Source organism: Chryseobacterium panacisoli (genome assembly GCF_008274625.1).
In the GTDB taxonomy this organism is placed as follows: domain Bacteria; phylum Bacteroidota; class Bacteroidia; order Flavobacteriales; family Weeksellaceae; genus Chryseobacterium; species Chryseobacterium panacisoli.
The window spans coordinates 39189-57429 of record NZ_VTRU01000003.1 but is presented as its reverse complement, the minus strand read 5'-3'; the positions used below and the strand labels follow the sequence as shown (position 1 = coordinate 57429).

General features: G+C 36.4%; 21 protein-coding genes. 15 read left to right on the top strand and 6 right to left on the bottom strand.

The annotated features are described in order from the left end of the window. Positions 1–189: 189 nt before the first annotated feature. The 3 genes from FW781_RS13410 (at position 190) to FW781_RS13400 (ending at position 4870) form a co-directional block, all read left to right on the top strand. Positions 190–2340, top strand: a complete 2151-nt coding sequence (locus FW781_RS13410; RefSeq protein WP_149387882.1) for a TonB-dependent siderophore receptor — start codon at positions 190–192, stop codon at positions 2338–2340. Positions 2341–2544: 204 nt separating this feature from the next. After that, positions 2545–3834: a PepSY-associated TM helix domain-containing protein gene (locus FW781_RS13405; RefSeq protein WP_228720200.1), complete on the top strand. Its 1290-nt coding sequence runs from the start codon at positions 2545–2547 to the stop codon at positions 3832–3834. Then, on the top strand, positions 3818–4870 hold the full coding sequence (locus FW781_RS13400; protein WP_149387881.1) for an alpha/beta hydrolase: 1053 nt from the start codon (positions 3818–3820) through the stop codon (positions 4868–4870). Before FW781_RS13405 ends, FW781_RS13400 begins: the two co-directional genes overlap by 17 nt. Positions 4871–5250: 380 nt before the next feature. Here the strand turns inward: FW781_RS13400 and FW781_RS13395 are convergent, their stop codons facing one another. Together FW781_RS13395 and FW781_RS13390 are read right to left on the bottom strand one after the other, a co-directional pair. After that, positions 5251–6294 (bottom strand): hypothetical protein, encoded by a 1044-nt coding sequence (locus FW781_RS13395; RefSeq protein WP_149387880.1) that lies wholly within the window; start codon positions 6292–6294, stop codon positions 5251–5253. Between the two features lie 3 nt (positions 6295–6297). Further along, on the bottom strand, positions 6298–7152 hold the full coding sequence (locus tag FW781_RS13390) for a hypothetical protein (protein ID WP_149387879.1): 855 nt from the start codon (positions 7150–7152) through the stop codon (positions 6298–6300). Between the two features lie 69 nt (positions 7153–7221). Between FW781_RS13390 and FW781_RS13385 the strand changes: the two genes are divergently transcribed. The 9 genes from FW781_RS13385 (at position 7222) to FW781_RS13350 (ending at position 12454) form a co-directional block, all read left to right on the top strand. Further along, positions 7222–7740 carry a Crp/Fnr family transcriptional regulator gene (locus FW781_RS13385; RefSeq protein WP_149387878.1) on the top strand — a complete coding sequence of 173 codons (519 nt, stop codon included), beginning with the start codon at positions 7222–7224 and terminating at the stop codon, positions 7738–7740. 53 nt (positions 7741–7793) lie between these two features. Next, positions 7794–8339 (top strand): DinB family protein, encoded by a 546-nt coding sequence (locus tag FW781_RS13380; protein WP_149387877.1) that lies wholly within the window; start codon positions 7794–7796, stop codon positions 8337–8339. Between the two features lie 40 nt (positions 8340–8379). Continuing rightward, entirely contained in the window at positions 8380–8892 is a 513-nt protein-coding gene (locus tag FW781_RS13375; protein ID WP_149387876.1) for a methylated-DNA--[protein]-cysteine S-methyltransferase, read from the top strand. Positions 8893–8985: 93 nt separating this feature from the next. Continuing rightward, positions 8986–9132, top strand: a complete 147-nt coding sequence (locus tag FW781_RS22450; RefSeq protein WP_172625725.1) for a hypothetical protein — start codon at positions 8986–8988, stop codon at positions 9130–9132. After that, complete coding sequence (locus tag FW781_RS22780; RefSeq protein ID WP_149387875.1) at positions 9129–10172, top strand: bifunctional transcriptional activator/DNA repair enzyme AdaA; 1044 nt, start codon at positions 9129–9131, stop codon at positions 10170–10172. Before FW781_RS22450 ends, FW781_RS22780 begins: the two co-directional genes overlap by 4 nt. A 208-nt stretch (positions 10173–10380) precedes the next feature. Further along, complete coding sequence (locus tag FW781_RS13365) at positions 10381–10983, top strand: DUF2911 domain-containing protein (protein WP_077414838.1); 603 nt, start codon at positions 10381–10383, stop codon at positions 10981–10983. Positions 10984–10986: 3 nt separating this feature from the next. Further along, the gene (locus tag FW781_RS13360) at positions 10987–11514 is read left to right on the top strand and encodes a GNAT family N-acetyltransferase (RefSeq protein ID WP_149387874.1); all 528 of its coding nucleotides are present in this window, start codon (positions 10987–10989) and stop codon (positions 11512–11514) included. After that, a complete protein-coding gene (locus FW781_RS13355; protein WP_149387873.1) occupies positions 11511–11882 on the top strand; it encodes a cupin domain-containing protein in 372 nt (123 codons plus the stop codon). Before FW781_RS13360 ends, FW781_RS13355 begins: the two co-directional genes overlap by 4 nt. Before the next feature lie 191 nt (positions 11883–12073). Further along, positions 12074–12454 carry a PEGA domain-containing protein gene (locus FW781_RS13350; protein WP_149387872.1) on the top strand — a complete coding sequence of 127 codons (381 nt, stop codon included), beginning with the start codon at positions 12074–12076 and terminating at the stop codon, positions 12452–12454. Between the two features lie 62 nt (positions 12455–12516). Here FW781_RS13350 and FW781_RS13345 read toward each other — a convergent pair whose 3' ends face one another. From FW781_RS13345 to FW781_RS13335, 3 genes are all read right to left on the bottom strand, one after another. Then, positions 12517–13260 carry a dienelactone hydrolase family protein gene (locus tag FW781_RS13345; protein ID WP_149387871.1) on the bottom strand — a complete coding sequence of 248 codons (744 nt, stop codon included), beginning with the start codon at positions 13258–13260 and terminating at the stop codon, positions 12517–12519. A 62-nt stretch (positions 13261–13322) separates the two neighbouring features. Further along, the gene (locus FW781_RS13340; RefSeq protein WP_149387870.1) at positions 13323–13934 is read right to left on the bottom strand and encodes an HAD family hydrolase; all 612 of its coding nucleotides are present in this window, start codon (positions 13932–13934) and stop codon (positions 13323–13325) included. 154 nt (positions 13935–14088) lie between these two features. Further along, entirely contained in the window at positions 14089–14520 is a 432-nt protein-coding gene (locus tag FW781_RS13335) for a type I restriction enzyme HsdR N-terminal domain-containing protein (protein WP_149387869.1), read from the bottom strand. Positions 14521–14527: 7 nt separating this feature from the next. Here FW781_RS13335 and holA point away from each other — a divergent pair, with 7 nt between their 5' ends. From holA to FW781_RS13320, 3 genes are all read left to right on the top strand, one after another. Next, on the top strand, positions 14528–15565 hold the full coding sequence (gene holA, locus FW781_RS13330) for a DNA polymerase III subunit delta (RefSeq protein ID WP_149387868.1): 1038 nt from the start codon (positions 14528–14530) through the stop codon (positions 15563–15565). Between the two features lie 259 nt (positions 15566–15824). Beyond that, positions 15825–16766 carry a thioredoxin-disulfide reductase gene (gene trxB, locus FW781_RS13325; RefSeq protein ID WP_047376728.1) on the top strand — a complete coding sequence of 314 codons (942 nt, stop codon included), beginning with the start codon at positions 15825–15827 and terminating at the stop codon, positions 16764–16766. A gap of 462 nt (positions 16767–17228) precedes the next feature. Further along, complete coding sequence (locus tag FW781_RS13320) at positions 17229–17606, top strand: VOC family protein (RefSeq protein ID WP_149387867.1); 378 nt, start codon at positions 17229–17231, stop codon at positions 17604–17606. A gap of 221 nt (positions 17607–17827) precedes the next feature. On the opposite strand, the gene FW781_RS13315 is transcribed toward FW781_RS13320, so the two are convergent. Further along, a complete protein-coding gene (locus FW781_RS13315; RefSeq protein ID WP_149387866.1) occupies positions 17828–18187 on the bottom strand; it encodes a hypothetical protein in 360 nt (119 codons plus the stop codon). Positions 18188–18241: the final 54 nt, after the last annotated feature.

The window sequence follows — 18241 nt, the reverse complement described above, 5'->3', positions numbered from 1 at the left end:
AGAAAAATCTAAATTCTGTTATCGAAAATACTATTTCACAGTAGATAATCAATAACAGATATAAGTTCTTATCTCATAAATCCTTTGATGATGGGCTGTTTCAAAGTGTAATTTTTATGATATGTATCATATTTTTATTTAGAATTAATAAAAATAAAATAATTTTGCAGAACTAACTTAATTATAAACATGAAAAAAACAATTATTTCTGCAGCTCTATTAGCCGTAACAATGCTGAGTGCCCAGGAAACGGATACCATTAAGGTGGCTGAAATCCAGTCCGTATCACTCCAGGGAACTCACAATTACAGAACCAAAAAATCGGAATCTATAGCAAGGCTTCCTCTTGAAAATCTTGAAAACCCTACCGTTTACAACCTTGTTCCCAAAGAAATCATCAGTGAAATGGGAGCTATGGACTTCAACACAGCGATGGCTTCTGCGCCGGGAGTTGTGGTAAGCAACAGCGTAAACGACAGTGGAAACGATATTTTCATGAGAGGTTTCAGCTCAAATGCCAGTTTTAGAAACGGATTGACTCAAAACCCAAGAGTACAGTCCGAAATCGCTAATATTGAAAGAGTAGAAGTAATTAAAGGTCCATCCGGAACCTTATTCGGAGGAACATTGGCCAACTATGGGGGTGTGGTGAATATAGTCACTAAAAAACCACAGGAAAACTTTGGAGGAATTATCAATTATACCACCGGAAGCTGGGGAATGAACAGGATTACAGCAGATGTGAACACGCCTTTGAATAAAGAAAAAACTGCATTGGCAAGATTCAATGTCGCTGCATATTCTCAGGATTCTTTCCAGGATGCCGGTTATAACAAAGGATTGTTCTTTTCCGGAAGTGTTTTATATAAAGTAAGCGATAAAACCACAGTAACGCTTGATACAGAATTCCATGCCCCGGATAAAACATTGAATGCCTATGTAAGAAACTCAGAGAAATTGACCTTACATTCAATGAAAGACCTGGAAGTTGCCTACAAAAGAGCTTTTACAAGTAATGATATCGGCTCCAAAAGAACGAACTTTGTGACGATGGCTGAGGTGACTCACAAATTCAACGATCAATGGACTTCAAGAACATCTTACCAGAGAGGTGAAGCCAATGAAAATGAGTCTATCTTTTTAGTGCTCAGATATCTGAATAATAATCAGGTAGAAAGAATGATCCGCCCTTTCGACAGCTTTAAAGTGACTACAGACAATATCCAGCAGAATTTTACCGGAGATTTTAAAATAGGTGGCTTAAGAAACCGTTTGGTGGTGGGAATAGACTATTTCCAGCAAAGAACGAAATATCAGTTCCCTTATTATGAGGCCAACGGATACAGCAATGTTTTCATGCCTTATGATAAAGTAAATCTTGACAGCTCTTCAGCGTGGGATCCTATCTCGAGAAATAAATTTATGAACAAGGAGAGAAAATCTACCGAATCTGATATTACAACATTCAGAACGATCAGCGGTTATATCTCTGATGTTTTAAATATCACAGATAATTTACTGGTAATGGCAAGTTTGAGAGTAGACAGCTATAAAAATGATGATACCATCATCAATGGTGTTGAGATCTCAACCAAAAACGGATATCCTGAAAATAAAGTTACTGGATACAGCCAGACCCAGTTTTCCCCAAAATTCGGATTGGTCTATGAAATTGTAAAAGATCAGATCTCATTCTTCGCCAATTATGTAAATGGATTTAAAAATTATGCTCCTTCTCTTAACGAAGTGGGTGTTTTGACAAAATGGGATCCGGAACAGGGAAATCAGATTGAAACAGGTTTTAAAGTAGATCTTTTTCATAAAAAATTACTGACAACCGTGAGCTATTATAATATTAATGTTAAAAATAGACTGGTTGCAGATCCGGGCGGGATAGGAAGCATTCAGGATGGTAATATTAAAAGTCAGGGACTGGAAATAGGAATCATTGCCAACCCTTTCAAAGGATGGAATATTGTTGCCGGATATGGATATAACGATAACAAATACGATGACCGAAGCAAAGACAGCGGAAAAAGAATAGCGTGGACACCAAAACATGTAGCCAATCTATGGACAAGCTATAAAATTATGGATGGAGCGTATGAAGGACTTGGTTTCGGAGCCGGATTTAATTTTGTAGACCAAACGTATATCAACATTACCAATCATTTCCTTGCTCCTTCTTATACTACCGTAGGAGCTACAATTTTCTATGACAAGAAAAAATACAGAATCGGCCTGAAAATGAATAATGCTCTGAATGAAAACTATTGGAACTTCTACGGACAGCCACAGAAGCCAAGAGAAATCCTTGCCAATTTTGCATTCAAATTTTAATACCCTAAAAAACAAAAAATAATCTCAACGAAAATATAAGGATGAAAACCGCAAAGGTGCAGCGCTTTGATTTATAATAAACAAATATTTCTGTGCCTTCGAATATGCTAAAGTAAATGGCAGCAGGAATAACTCTTTTCACTTTACATACATGCCGTTATAAATCCTGCTGTGCCTTTGTATTTTCAACCATTATATTTTTGAATGACAGAAACAGATATGGAGAATAAAAAAACTAATCCTAAAAAAAAGCAGGGGAAATCCCTTACGAAAAGGATCACCGGATGGCTGCATCTTTGGCTTGGACTGGTTTCCGGGATCATTGTGCTGACGGTTACTCTTTCGGGAACTGTATTTGTCTTTTGTGACGAAATTATTGATCTGTGCGGAGGAAGTGCCAAATACATCCAGGTTCCTGCGGATACCAGAAAAATGACTCCTGAAGAATTACTAGCTCAATTCCATCAGCAGGTTCCAGATAGAAAAGCGTTCTATTTTGATACTTACAAAGAAGCAGACAGGAGCTTCAGAGTGGCATCAGCAACCAAACCGCCTAAAGATAAAAATGCAGATAATGCAGAAAAACCGAAGAAAAAAGAACGTGGGCCAAGAGGTGTATTTGCCTATCATTATCTTAATCCTTACACCGGAAAAGTGATCGGTTCTACAAAGAGCTATGAATTTTTCTATGTTGTGGCCCATATTCATGCTCAGCTGCTGGCAGGGAAGTTTGGGAAAACCGTAGTAGGAATTGCTTCTGTAATATTTTTTATCCAGTTAATTGGCGGGTTGATCCTTTGGTGGCCTAAAAAATGGAATAAAACCACAAGAACGACTGCTTTTAAAATCAAATCAGGAACAAAATGGCGTAGGAAAAATTACGATTTTCATAATGTTTTTGGGTTCTATTCATTGCTTCCGGCAGTATTTATTACCATCACAGGACTGATTATGGCTTATGAGGTTTTGACCAATCTTACCCAGCAGGCTTTCGGCGGAGCTGTAGATGCACATCGTATTGCAGAAAAGTATGAGCCGAAATTTGATGCCGGGAAAAAAGCTTTGTCCTATACCGATTTTGTAGACGGAAAGTTCAAAGAATTTCCTGAGGCAAAACAGTTCAGAATGAGTATCCCAAGAAATGATTCTGCAACGGTTTATCATGTAGTAGCAGCTCAGTTTATTGGCTTAAAAAGCCTTGTCAATGGGAAAAGTATGGAAACAGACAAATATACCGGAAAGGAGATAGAATATCCTAAAGAAGTTCAGATGCATGAAGTGATTGAGCATATGAATTTTGACCTTCATGTAGGATATTGGGGCGGAATGTTCGGTAAAATATTCACCTTCATTATCGGAATTATCTGTACAAGCCTCCCGGTTACCGGATTCCTGATCTGGTGGGGCAGAAGAAACAAATCACCCAAAAAGAATAAAGAAATTAAGAACATTCATCAACACAGAAAAGAATCACACCATGAACAACTGGTTTAAAATGATATACCTTCCACTATTTTTGCTCTTCACATTAGGAAAAGCCCAGGAAAAACTGATAATAGGAGAGAAGCAAAACGTATTTTCAAAAGTTTTAAACGAAAACAGGGAAATCTGGATTCACCTGCCTAAAACCTATGATGACAATACCATCAGCCCTGCAAAATATCCGGTCATCTATCTGCTTGACGGTGAAATCAATTTTGAATATTACACCGGATTAACAGATTTCATTGCAAGAACTCCTTATGCTGATATCCCGGAATGTATTGTAGTAGGAATTAAGAATACAGAAAGAACAAGAGATCTTACGCCAACGAAAGCTCAGAAGAAAAGCCCTGTAAATCCGGATGTTATTCTTTTTGCAGACAGCGGAGAAAGCGAAAATTTTGTAAAATTTATGCAGGAAGAGCTGAAACCATTCATCAGTAAGAACTACAGAACTCAGGGCTATTCCGTATTGGTGGGACATTCTTTCGGGGGATTATTTGCCATCAGTACATTCCTTTCACATCCTGATTATTTCAATGCTTATGTGGCTAATGACCCGAGTTTATGGTGGGATAACAAAATTATGATTTCAAGAGCAAAAGATTATTTAGAAAAAAATAAAAAGTTTCCGGCAAAGAAATCCTTATATGTTTCTCAGGCAGATAATGAAGAACAGCAGAAAAACTGGAACTCCGATATGACACAGGCTATTGAAGAATTTAAAGGAATCATAGAAAAGAACGGGTCTCTGAACTATAAACATAGTTTTTTCGGAGGAGAAACCCATGGTACTGTTTCCTATCCCGGAAATTATGAATCTTTAAAATTTATATTCAAAGGTTTCAGATCCGATATAAAACAGTTGGCTAAAAATCCCAAACTGCTGGAGGATGATTATAAAAAGTTTTCCGAAAAAATGGGAGCAGAATTTACTCCTTCAGAAGCTTATCTGAATGTAGTCATCAAATTCATGAAGAGTAATGGTTTCAAAGAATCAGAAACTTATTTTACGAATCTGAAAGACCTGTATTATTCTAAGAAATAATAAACTGAAGATAAAAAAGCCAATTTGTTGATCAACAGGTTGGTTTTTTAGATAGATGATATAAGTTTTGGCTAAAGCCAATGGATTGTTGATTAAAATATACAGAAATTGTCATTCTGAACGAAATGAAATGTAGTGAAGAATCTTATGTGTTTGTTATCAATAAGATTCTTCCTTCGTCAGAATGACAAAATCAAATAATTAGTTTTTAGATAGATGATAACTTTAAAAATTTTGGCTAAAGCCAATGGATTGTTGATAAAATAAAAAACGGGCTAAAGCCCGTTCCTATTGATACTTTACAGATTTTGCTGATTGCGCCGATTTATTCTAAAAAACTATCCACACAGTTTGTCATTCCGTAGGAATCTATGCAAGAGTTAATGTCTGTTATCACAATTAATCGGAAAATCCCTTTCTTTTTTATCTAAAAAACTAATGGAAGGACAGCCAAAAGATTGAGCAATAAATCCAAATACAACGGGAGGTTTTCCTTTGAAAAGATGACCTGTATATTGAAAAATATTGGCTTCATCAGTATCTATTCCATACAGAGGAAGAAATTCTCCGCCATCACTTCCTGCAAGGCTGAATGTTTTCTCAGCGATCTTTTCTTTATGGTCATTGATAACTGCCAGTCTGCGTTCTGTGATATTTCCTTCTTCAAGATAATCCTGCAGATAATAGGTCATATTTTCATACTGTGTCTGATAGGTTTTTCCTGATATCAACTTTGATGGACTAAAATATTTTTTTGAAATATCAGCACCGGCTTTTTGCCATTTCATCGCCTTCATTTTATTTTCTACAAAAGGATTTTTATTCCCAAAATAAGCGATGGCATTATCAAATTTATCAGAGTCTGTTATTTTTTGGTGAGTTGCTACCTGAAACCCCATCATATAAGAGTCTGGATCTAAATCTTCACTATCTGTATAAGGACTTAGATATGCCACTGCTTTTAATTGGCTGATCGGAATTCTTTGCAGTTTGTTAGAGCCATACCCGTAAATATACAGGGAGTCATTGTCAGTAAGGTGAATTCCTTCGAGCAGCTTTTTTCTGCTGGGAGCATCCAATTCAAAATGCTGACGTTCTTCATAGGTCATCTGTTTCTGATTTTTAAGAATATCTGCAGGAACAGGCTGTACACCTTTATAGATATCCGAAACAGAAATAAAAATATCCATATCGGAATCTTTTTCTGCTGATGAAATGATAGACAGACTGAAGATATTAAAGTTATTATAATCTATTTTCTCTTCAGTTTTTGTTGTTTTTATAGTGTCAACTGTAGTTTTTGTTTCGGTGATCACTGTTTTCTTTTCTTCTTTCTGACAGCTCACTATGACCAATTGAAAAAATAAAAGTGCGGCGGTGGTTTTGATCTTAATCTTTTTTCTTAATAGCAATGTATTTATCATATTCTAATTCATTTTGTAATAAGGTTCTGAAAAGTATTTACTGGGTTTTATATAAGCCATTTTTCTCTCAGCATCAAAAATCCATATAAATCTGCGGAGCATATCGGCCCCGAGATAACTGACATTTTGTGTTTTAAGCTCTCCTGAAAAAAAACCTGCAGGGATGTCTTTGAAAACACTCTTTCCTAATTTAAAATAAGGAAGAATGGCCTGTTTGGTGATTAAAATTTTGCCTTCAGAATTTTTCAGTGTCTTTTCTCCGGTTACTTTTAGCTTTTTGTCAAGCTGCTTTTCTTCTGCAAACTCGTTGCTGTAAAGAATGGTTCCGGAAAATCCGGATTGCAGTACAAAATAAGCTTCCTGCTGTTGGTCGCCATCAATAATATTATCTGCTGCAAGATAGAACCCATCATGGTCTAAGATGATATTGACAGGCTGGTAACCTTTCAGGTCTGGCATTTTATCATACATCACAAATTGATTGTTGTCGTAATCAATTTTAAAAGCTTTACCATCAAAAATTCCGGTTCCAATTTTTCCATCTGCTTCATGTCCCGTTAACTGATTATCAAAAAAGCGTACGTTTTTCTGGTTGATTTTCCCAATTTCCACGGTATTATGATCACTGACTTCTTCTTTGTTGAAAATAATATGATCTGCTTTATGCTTTCGTTCCGGGGAAATTGAATACTCTTTCATCGCAATCTGAAACATCAGATCCAGAGAATCCTTTTTGTTGACAAGGGCTTTCACAATGATATTATTGTGTTTTGTAATCCGAAAGGGGATGGTTTGCTGGGCTTTCATACCGGAAAATCCGACAGAAAGCAGGATGAAAAGAACTGTTCTTTTGAGCATTATCGGTGATTAGTGTTTTAAAACTTTAAAATTACCTATTATCTTTGGAAAAGCAAATAATAAAATGAAATGGTTGAAAAGTTACTTCAAAGCGGAATCCATTGGGAGAAGAAAGAATTCAAAAGAAATGAGTTCCTGAAGATTTCGGGAAGTATGGATACTAACATTTATTTTATTGAAAACGGCAGTGTCAGGATTTTCATGATGGATGAAAATGAAGAGCGAATTATCCGTTTCGGATATGCCGGAAATATTATTGTCAGCCTGGATTCTTTTTTAGCAGAAAAACCGTCTGATCTTTATATTCAGGCAATTAAAAAGACAGCAGTAAGAATAGCCTCAAAAAAGGAATTTTATAAGTTTATACAGTCCAGTGAAGAACATCTGAAATTCTGGATGAATATTCTGGAAGATCTGGTCTTGCAGCAGCTCGAAAGAGAAAAAGATTTACTCATCAATGCTCCGGGAGAACGCTTTGAGCGAGTTTTGAAACGAAGCCCAAAGCTGTTTCAGGAAGTTCCCAATAAATACATTGCCAATTATCTGAGGATGTCACCGGAAACTTTATCAAGGCTTAAAAAATCTTGAGTTCAGTCAAGATTTAAGAATGATCTGTTCAGGATATTTGCATAAAAAAAGTAATGAAAATTTTAGCTTCGGCATTATTAGATGAATTAAAAGAAACAACCCGCCAGCATTTACAATATGCACAGATACTCACCCAAAAAACAGAGGAGGAGCTGAACTTCAGAACTTCACAGGATAGCTGGAGCCCATTGGAATGTCTGGAGCATCTCAACCGTTACGGAGCTTTTTATATTCCGGAAATTTCTAACAGGATTGCTGCATCCAAAACCACTCCGGGTGTTGATTTTAAACCGGGAATCCTCGGTAATTATTTTGCAAATATGATGCTTCCGAAGAAAAAACAGAATGCGATGAAGACACTTAAAGCAATGAACCCCATCCACAGCCAGCTGAACAAAAGAGTGGTGGAGGAATTTATCAGCCAGCAAAAACAGTTACTCGAATTACTAGAAAAAGCACAGAATATTGATCTTGAAAGAACAAAAACGAGTATCAGTATTTCAAAATTGATCAAACTGAAGCTGGGAGATACCTTTCGTTTTGTTATTTATCACAATGTAAGGCATATTGAACAGATAAAAAGAATTTTACCTCATTAAAAAGAAGCTATGATTTCCAAAAAAGCTTAATTTTAAACTAATGGAAATTATACACCAAAAAAACATATCAACGCCACTGGGGGAAATGATCGCCTGTGCCGTAGATCAGGGAATCTGCCTGCTTGAATTTACAGACCGGAAGAATATTGAAAAACAGCTGAAGGCTTTGTCAAAGGTCTTGAAAGCTGAAATTGTAGAGAAAGAACATCTTCATTTCCACCAATTGGAAGAAGAGCTGAAAGAATATTTTGAAGGAATAAGAACCCATTTTGAAGTTCCATTATTTACTACAGGAACAGAGTTTCAGGAAAAAGTATGGGAGCTTCTCCGTGAAATTCCAATGGGAGAAATAAGAACATACAAACAACAGTCGGAAAGATTAGGAAACCCCAAGGCAATACGTGCTGTAGGAACAGCCAATGGAATTAACAAAATTGCCATTTTAATCCCTTGTCATCGGGTGATAGGTTCCAACGGAGAATTGGTAGGGTATGCCGGAGGAATCTGGAGAAAACAAAAATTGCTGGAGCTTGAAAAGGCTATATTATTTTAAAACTAATGCTGTACTCGGAGAATTATAAAAAATAGATGTTCATTTTTCGGTTGTAAACACCCTGTAGTCTTTCTAATTTTGAATAAAAAAGTTATGATAAGTTTTGAACAGGTACAGCCTAGTGAAGAGCCATTACTGTTGAGTAGTGTGTGGAATGCAGAAATCTACAGAGAGCTTGAAAAAGCAAGTCAAAAGATTACGAACGGAAGAAATTTTTCACCTCTTTTTATTACATTATGAAGCTCACAGAAAAAATAATGTATGAAGCTTCTTATACCAAGGATGCTTCATTTGAAGGGATATTCTGGATGGGTGTAAAAACCACAGGAATATTCTGCAGACCAACATGTACGGCAAGGAAACCAAAATTTGAAAATGTAGAATTTTTTTCCACTACCAAAGATGCTATGCTGAAAGGCTATCGCCCTTGCAAAGTATGCAGACCTTTGGAAAATCTGAATGCAACACCATCCTATATTAAAGAATTGCTGAAAGAAATTGCTGAAGATCCGACATTGAAGCTTAAAGATTATGATCTTGTAAAAAGAGGATTGGAGCCCGCAACAGTCCGCAGATGGTTTCTGAAACATCATGGAATAACTTTTCATGCTTTCCAGAGAATGTCCAAACTCAATACAGCATTTAAAAAACTCCAACAGGGAGAATCAGTTACAGAGGTAGCGTTTGATACAGGATATGAAAGCCTGAGTGGCTTTAATGAGAGTTTTAAAAATATCTTTGGGGTATCTCCTAAAAATAATACGACGGAAAAGATTATTGATCTGAAGAGAATTGAAACCTCGTTGGGAACGATGATAGCCTGCGCCGATGAACATGGCATCTGCCTTCTGGAATTTTCAGACAGAAAAGCACTTCCTACAGAGCTGAAAAGTATCTCAGAACATTGTAAAGCGAATATCATTCAGGGAGAAAACCCACATTTTGATATCCTGGAAAAAGAGCTGAAGGAATACTTCGATGGAAAAAGAACCCAATTTACCGTTCCTCTTTCTCCGGTGGGAACTGCTTTCCAGAAGGAAGTCTGGAATATTTTACAGAAAATTCCTTATGGAGCAACAAGAAGCTATCAGGAACAGGCTGATATCCTGGGGAATCCTAAATCTGTAAGAGCAGTAGCCAATGCCAACGGGTTGAATAAAATATCCATTATCATACCCTGTCACCGTGTGATCGGAAGTAATGGACAGTTAACGGGATATGGCGGAGGAATCTGGAGAAAACAAAAATTACTGGAACTGGAAAAGGCTATTTTATTTTAGTTTTTTTTCTAATATTTCTTCATTCAATCCAGTTGAGAAAAGGTAAAATGATTAAGAATAGCAAAGTCTTCAATGGCAAAAGGGAGGGTAAAAAAAGGATTTGATTGGAATACTACGTTAATAGAAAAATATCGGGAAAACAAAAATTAACGAAGTTTGTGAAAGCTATTTTGTTTTGATTTTTGTAATTTTAAACAAAAATTTACACGTGAAAAAGTTACTAGCAGCAGTTTGCATTTCAGTTTCAGCATTCAGTTTTGCTCAGGATTATTCTGTACCGGCAGCAAGCCCGCGTCAGAAGGTGGAGCAGCAGTTTTCAATGTCCAAAATCTCTATTGACTATGGAAGACCGGGAGTGAAAGGACGTAAGATTTTCGGAGAATTGGTTCCTTATGGTCAGGTTTGGAGAGCAGGAGCGAACTCGTCTACGAAAATTACTTTTGGACAGGCCGTTAATTTCGGCGGGAAAACAGTGCCTGCAGGAACCTATGGATTATTCATTGTTCCTACAGAAAAAGAATGGAAAGTGATCCTGAATAAAGATTTCCAGCAGTGGGGAGCTTATACTTACGATCCTAAACAGGACGTAGTAGATGTTACCGTACCAGTAAATAAGCTGACAGACAAACAGGAGTGGTTTGAAATTACTCTGAATCCTACAGATGAAAATACAGGAAACCTAGTGATCAAATGGGATATGGCTCAGGCAGAAGTTCCTTTGAAGCCATCAAAATTAGACACTGTGATCAAGATTTCTGACAAATTGAAGGAAATCAAAAAAATAGAATCAGATTCTACTAAAAAGAGCTAAATAATGAATTTTTATGTTCAGCCTGTTTTAGAGAATGAAGAATTTCAGTTAATCCCCTTACAGCAAGGGGATTTTGAATCTTTATATGAAGTAGCTTCCGATCCTAAAGTATGGGAACAGCATCCCAACAAGGACCGTTATAAGAAAGAGGTTTTTGAAAACTTTTTTACAGGAGCTATGGAGAGTAAAGGTGCTTTCAAGATTATTGAAAAAGCCACCGGGGATGTTTTGGGAAGCAGCCGTTATTATAACTTTGATGAAGAAGACAGCCATATTTTCATCGGGTATACTTTCTATGGAACAAAATCATGGGGCAAAGGTATTAACCCACAGGTTAAAAAGCTGATGCTGGATTATATCTTCCAGTTTGTAGATAAAGTTCACTTTCATATCGGAAAAGAAAACTTCCGTTCACAGACCGCTTTGGAAAGACTTGGAGGACAAAAAATTGCAGAGGAAGAAGTTGCTTATTTTGCAGAACCTACAAGAACCAATTTTGTCTATGAAATCAAAAAAGAAGCCTGGGTATGAAAAAATATAAAATTCAACAATCACCATTCGTAGTCCCAACTACTGATGGGAAGCTGATAGAAGAGCATTGGGGAAATTCTACCGGAAATTCTAATGTTTCTATTGCGCATATGGTAGCACCTCCAGACTGGAGCGAGCCCCATCAGACGCCGGAATTTGATGAGTTTACCTATATTATTTCAGGGAAAAAACAATTTGAAATTGATGGAGAAACCATTACCCTGGAAAAAGGGCAGAGTATTCTTATTGAAAAAGGAGCGAGAATCCGTTACAGTAACCCATTTTCAGAACCTTGCGAATATCTTGCCATCTGCCTGCCTGCATTTTCTATGGAGTTGGTCAACAGGGAAGAGGAAGGTGTAGATTAAGAAAATTTTTAAAATATAAAAAAAGGCAAATCCTAGGATTTGCCTTTTTTTATTTGGATGGTAAATTAGAGTTATCTTCTTGAAATACCTATGAATTCTATGCTTTGTTAAGTTTTTTTCAAAATTGATATTGAATGTTTTAAATTATTTTGTAAGTTCGCGGACTTAAAAAAATGAACTAATTAAAATCTATGAAAAACAAATTATCAATTGTACTTATGCTGGGAATCGTACTTTCTACTACTTCATGCGCAACAATTTTTACAGGAACTCAGGATTCAATCGCTTTTTCTTCAAATCCTGAAGGGGCAAAAGTGTTTCACAAAGGAATAGAAAAATGTACAACACCTTGTACTGCTAAAATCCCAAGAGCTTTGGGTAAGCAGATGGTAGCATTTGAAAAAGAAGGGTTTGAGAAGAAAGAAGTGAAGCTGACTAAAAACTTTAATGCAGTAACTTTACTTAATATTATTCTGGGAGGAGCTATAGGAGTTGGAATTGATGCCGCAACAGGTTCCCTGACCAAATACTCTCCAAAAAAATATGATGTTGAGCTGGAAGCTAAACCATAATTGGATAAAAATATAAAAGGAAAAAGGCAAATTTGCAGTTAGCAGATTTGCCTTTTTTATGTTTACTTTAAAATCTCTTTCAGGAACATCAGGGTGTGATTCCATGCTCTTTTCGCCATGGTTTCATTATAATCCGGTGATTTTGGATCTGTGAAAGTATGTTTTGAGTGGGCGTATGTGATAATTTGCCAGTCGGCATTTCCTTCGTTCATTTCTTTGATAAGGTTATTGTAATCATCAGGAGTTACACCTTTGTCATCAGCTGGATTTTCAACAAGAATTTTAGCAGTTAATGCCTCATTTTTTCTGCTCTGATCCTTTGCAAGGCTTCCGTGGATAGAAACAACTCCCGCAACAGGCAGATGTCCTCTGGCAGATTCTAATGCTCCGGTACCTCCGAAACAATATCCAATAACAGCTGTTTTGTCAGAAATGGCTCCGTTTTTCTTCAGCTGTTCCAAAGCCAGCGAAATTCTTTTCTGGTATTCGTTATAATTCTGTTTATAGTATCCTGAACTTTTAGCGGCAGATTCATTGTCTGCAGGAATTTTTCCTTCGCCATAAATATCAGCGATAAAGGCAATGTAGCCTTGCTTTTCCAGTTCAATGGCGGCTGTTTTGGCTTCTTCATCAATCCCTTTCCAGGCTGGGAGAATCAAAACTCCCGGAAGTTTCTTTCCTGCGTTGGAGGTAATTAAGCCATTCAGTTTCTGTGCGCCGTCCTGATAGGAAACAGTTTTAAGTTTCTGACTGAAAAGAGTTCCTGAAGCCATGATCATTGTGGTTAATAAGATGGAACGTATCATAATTAATTATTTGTGAATTAGTGAATTATAAACAGATTAAAATTAAGAAAATATTTAAATGTTTAAACGTCAATTCCAGATTTCTTCAATTCCTTTGCTAAATCAGTGTCCGGAAAAACCTGGATGGTAATAAAGCCTAGTGATTTTGCCATTTCAATATTCTTTGTATTATCATCGATGAAAACCGATTCCTCAGCCTTGATATTGTATCTTTCTAACAGCACATGCCAGATTTCAGGATCGGGTTTTATCAGCTTTTCTGCTCCGGAAACAACAATTTTACCCTCAAATATCTGGAAGAAATCATAGTTTTCCAATGCGTAAGGAAAAGTTTCCTCCGACCAGTTGGTGAGTCCAAACAGATGATAATCCGTATTTTTCAGTTTTCTCAGCACTTCTACGTTTTGTGGAATATCGCTTTTCAGCATTACCGTCCAGTTGTCGTAGAAAGCCCGGATCTCTTTTTCCCATTCAGGAAACTTTTTCACCTGGATTTCTGTTCCTTCAGCGAGACTTCTTCCTCTGTCCTGTTCTACATTCCATTCATCCTGTGCAATATGTTCCAGGAAGAATTCCATTTTTTCATTATCGTTAAAATAATCTTTGAAAAAATATCTCGGGTTCCAGTCCATAAGGACACCTCCGAAATCGAAAATAATGTTTTTGATTTTCATATTAATTGATATTGTTGTGAATACCCCGTCAAAACAATGACTTCTCGCTGCTTCTCCAAAGGAGATGATTTTTGCTTTCCATTGATTATCATTATGTAAACGGTGGGCTTTTGTGTTTTTATTTTGTATGATTATACTTAAAATCAGTCTCTATTTACTCTGGTCTGTAGAACTGATATTGTCCGTCTTTATAATACGCATTGATATGCTGAAGTCCATTGGTCAGAATGATTTCTCTGGCTCCGATAATAGAGTTGTATCTGGCTGTCTGTTCAAATGTTTTTTCCGTTAATTTGATCTGTGGCGCTTTACACTCAATCAGAATTACAGGCTCTGTTTTCTCGGTAACCAGTAGGTCAACACGTTTGGTCAGTCCATTCAGAACAATCTTTTTTTCAGTAATCAGGGCAGATGTGGAATAGGATTTTACAGTAAGGTAATAATGTATCCAGTGCTGTCTTACCCATTCCTCAGGAGTGAGCAGAAGATAAGTTTTACGAACCAAATCATAAATAAAAAACTTATCTTTGTCTTTCTTGAATTTAAAATCAAAAGTTTCCTGAAAATTCAGTTTTGGAAGTTCCATTAATAAGATGAAAGAATTAGATTTAATCCTCAAAAATATTAAAAATAAAGAAGTTTTACCTATTTATTTTTTCCACGGAGAAGAAGCCTACTTTATTGATGTTGCTGTGAAAGCCCTTGAACATAACTTTTTGGAAGAAGATGAGAAAGCTTTCAACCAAACGGTTACTTACGGAAAAGATACTTCTTATCAGGAAGTCCTTTCTCTGGCAAGACAGTTTCCGATGATGGGAGATAAGCAGGTGATTATCGTGAAAGAAGCTCAGGATTTGCGATTCAATGAAGAGGAAAACAGAATTCTGGAATCTTATGTAGAAAATCCTGTACCTTCTACAGTATTGGTTTTTGCCCATAAACACAAGAAGCTGGACAGCCGAAAAAAGGCTGCCAAAGCCTTGGATAAAGCCAAAGCTCTTTTCCTGAGTGAATCTATAAAGGAAAGCAATCTTCCTAAATGGATTTCAGATGAATGCGCGAAACTTAAAATCAATACAGCACCCAATATTTCCCATCTTCTGGCAGAATATCTGGGTAATGACCTGTCAAGAATTGTGAATGAACTCAACAAATTAAAGATCATTCTTAAAGAAGGAGAAATCCTTGACGGAACAATTGTTGAAAATCATATCGGAATCAGTAAAGAATACAATATTTTTGAGCTACAGAAGGCCTTGGGAACTAAAAATGCCAATGCTGCTTTTAAAATTGCTCATTTTATGGGTAAAAATTCGAAGAACAATCCTTTTGTAATGATGCTGGCAAGCCTTTATAATTACTTTTCAAACGTTATTATCTATCAAACGATGGCAGGGCAGTCTCCACAGGCAATTGCCTCCCAGATGGGCGTAAATCCTTACTTTATTAAAGATTATGCAGAAAGTGCAAGGCTTTATCCTTTAAAACATGCCACAAGAGTCATTTCTATTTTGCGGGAATTCGATATGAAAGGAAAAGGGCTTGGAGCTGTGAATATGGGAGAAGCTGAACTGATCAGAGAGCTGGTGTACAAGATTATCAATGTAGATAAAATCAAGATGAAGGTGTGAGACGGGATGCGGGTTTTATGATTCGAGATAACGATATGAGTGTACGATACTTGATGGGGTATGAAAACAAAAGTTTTATTTTTCATATTAAAGACCAAACCCTGTAATCTAACCCCGAATCTTGACCTGTACAAAATGACCATCGAAATTCAGCATATCAGATATTGACAAGTATCATTAAAATAACTTTAAGGAGAAATTAAAAATTCCGAAATTAGCAGTCTTAATTTAAATTAAATCTTTTCGAACAAAGTAAATTATGGAGCAAAACATTTTAGATTGTGTGATCGTTGGATCTGGGCCTTCTGGCTTCACCGCTGCTATCTATGCAGCAAGAGCAGACCTTAAACCTGAATTGTATACAGGTTTGGAGCCAGGCGGACAATTAACTACAACCACGGAGGTGGATAACTTTCCAGGGTATCCAGCTGGGATTACAGGTCCTGAAATGATGATGGATCTGCAAAAACAGGCAGAAAGATTTGATACCAAGGTTCATTATGAAATGATCACTAAAGCTGAATTTTCAAAAGAAGTTGGCGGTGTTCACAAATTATATGCAGGAAACAAAGAGATCCTTGCCAAAACAGTAATTATCTCTACTGGAGCTACAGCAAAATATTTAGGTCTTGATGATGAGAAAAAGTATGCAGGAGGTGGAGTTTCTGCTTGTGCTACGTGTGACGGATTCTTCTACAGAGGAAAAGATGTAGTAGTAGTAGGAGCAGGAGATACAGCTGCTGAAGAGGCTACTTACCTTGCAAAACTATGTAAGAAAGTAACTCTATTGGTAAGAAAAGACGTTTTCAGAGCTTCAAAAGCAATGGTTCACAGAGTGGAAAGTACTCCGAATATCGAGGTGAAATTCCACCATGAATTAATTGGGATTGAAGGGGAAAACAGTTTAGTAGAAAGAGCGGTAATCATCAACAACCAGACTCAGGAGAAATCTACAGTAGATGTTGAAGGAATCTTTATCGCCATCGGTCACAAGCCGAATACTGATATTTTCGCAGGTCAGATAGATCTTGATGAAAACGGATATATTTTAACAGAGAAAGGTTCTTCAAGAACAAATCTTCCGGGAGTATTTGCTGCCGGAGATGTTCAGGATCATATCTACAGACAGGCTATTACAGCTGCAGGAAGCGGGTGTATGTCTGCAATGGATGCTGAAAAATATTTAGCTGAATTACATTAATAGTATTCAGTGTATACAATACAAAGCGTGCCCGATGGGTGCGCTTTTTTGTTTTCCAAATGCATCTTTAAAACATTGATCAATTTTTATTGGTAATCGCAAAGGCGCAAAGTTTTTTTAAGTTTTATGCTTTATTTAAGGCGCAAGAAAATCAAAGATTTTCAGCAAGGATGAGATTTTATTTTTATTAAAAAAATCACGCATATCAATGGGATAGAAGATGTTTTTGAGTATCTGTGTAAACGTTAAAATCAGCATAAGATAAAATAGATTCTACAGTATACAATTTTATCGGAGATAAAATCCTTGCGCCTTTGTGTTTTCCAACATTAAACATTCCTCCATACCAAATATTTCACAAAAAATAATGAAATATCTAATGAATTAATATATTTGTGAAACTGCAAAACGACTTGAATTTGCATTTGAGTAACTATAAACTGAACAAAAAACGAATAAAAAATGAAAAGAGTAACCGCCATTGGAGGCATCTTCTTTAAGTGTAAAGACCCAGAACAAGTTAACGAATGGTATAAAACGCATCTCGGATTACCAACCAGCCCATACGGAGCCAAATTCGACTGGAAAGACGAAGAATCTGATAAAAAAGGATATACGCTGTGGAGCCCTTTTAAAGAATCTACCCAATATTTTGAGCCTTCATCCAAAGAATTCATGATCAATTACCATGTAGAGAATATTGAAGCATTGGTAGAGGAATTAAAGAAAGAAGGAGTAACGGTCCTGGATGAGATAGCTACGTATGAATATGGAAAGTTTGTTCACATTCTTGATTCGGAAGGAAACAAGATAGAATTGTTTGAACCTGCTGGAGAGTAAAAAAAGGGAGTATGCACAAAGCTTTAGATTCCTACGAAATGACAGGCGTTATGGGTAAACCACCATTCAAATTGTATCATTCCGTAGGAATCCAGTCCTAATAACTCAAAAAAAATTCTGTAATTTCTAATCCAAAATATAAATCTTTTTCTCTTTAAGATTGAATCCCAGTTTTTTACCCAGCCAGTTGATGCTCGTTTTACCTTCATAAATAAGACCTTCTACAAAAGAGACTTTAGGTTTTTCAACGTAGCAAAAGACGTGGAAATACTGCCAATGTCACCATTATAAAACTTGGTCGTCAGATCGGGATTGAATTCACTTTTCTTTTCCATTACCTGCAGCATTTCTTTTTTGATGCCTAGTGTATTCATCAGGTTTTCACTCAACCAGAAAGAGTCTTTGCCGGAGCCGGAATCCAGAAGAACATTGATTTTATATTTATTATTCAGAAGCACGTAAGTGGTAATGTCCAGAGACTGATTTGAAAATAGTGTTATTAGTTTTTTAAGGTAAACCTTACAAATATAAATTATAAATGTAAAATTGAGTATAGGAAATCGAATAGTTTTATTATTCATGACCTGTATTATGCTTTGAATCATTTTTAAAGAGCGTTCTGTTCATGATCATAA